The 1,021-nt window shown below is 73.2% G+C and carries 1 protein-coding gene; it reads right to left on the minus strand.

The features are described 5' to 3' along the window. Positions 1-1,021, minus strand: a 1,021-nt coding sequence (locus AC3A6X_RS36380; RefSeq protein ID WP_487846713.1) for a DUF5666 domain-containing protein, incomplete at both ends; no start/stop codon positions are given.

The raw sequence follows: 1,021 nt of genomic DNA on the forward strand, positions 1-1,021 counted from the left end.
GGAAACTCGCCGCCGAGCTGAAGTTGCCGATGGCACCGATCAGGTTGAAGGACGCGGGTCCGCCGGTGCCCGGCACGTGGCGGATCTTGAGCTTGGAGGCCTGGAGGATGCCGTTGGACATGACGCCGCCGACCTCCACCTTGACGCCGTTGCCGACCGCGCTGGCCGGCCCGCCGGTGATCAGCGCCGACGCGGCGTTCACCGGGACACCGAGCACGCGCAGCGACCCCAGCCCGGCGTAGTCGGTGACGAGGCCGGCGATCTGGACCGGCGTGGCATTCGCCCTCGGCACCGGATACCACCACTGGACGAGGGTCGCCGGCAGGCGGCCCGGCAGCACGGTGTTCGCGCGCACGCGCACCAGGATGCCGTTGGCCAGCGCGCTGCCGTCCAGGCTGCCGGAGAGCACCGCCGTGTTGTAGTCGACCGTGAAGCCGCCGAGGGTGAAGGTGCCCCGGAGGGGGTCGAGGTTCTGCACCGTGCCGGTGAGGATGGCCGCGGAGGGGCCGCGCTGCTCCACGCGCGTGGCCCGCAGGATGCCCGGCGCGCCCGGCAGGCCCCACACCTGCAGCGTGGTGCCCGGCGGGATGGCGGCGAGGCCGGTGGCATCGGCCCACACGGTGGCACTGTCCGTGGTCACGGTGGTGCCGAGGATGACGAAGCTGCCCTGCGCGAGATCGACCGAGGACGGCGTCCCGCGCAGATCCGCGGCGGAATCGACCCGGCGTGCGGTGCCGCTCGTGAAGTCGGCGTTGACCGGCCCGATGACCTTGGCGCTCATGCCCAGCTGCAAGGAGGGCGCATCCTCGACGTTCAGGACGGCGGTGTCGGTGTTGTAGCGCAGGCCGTTGACGATGATGCTGCCCGAGCCGTCGACCGCGCCGATGCCGGACGCATCGGCGGTGCTCACGCCGGTGCCGCCGGAGCCTACGCCGCCGTCGCCACCCGATGCGGTCGAGGTCCCGGTGCCGCCCGAGCCCGTACCGGTTCCGCCGGGGGCGGAGGCCGTCCCGTCCGAGCC

It is taken from the genome of Variovorax sp. Soil_C_12, from assembly GCF_057657375.1.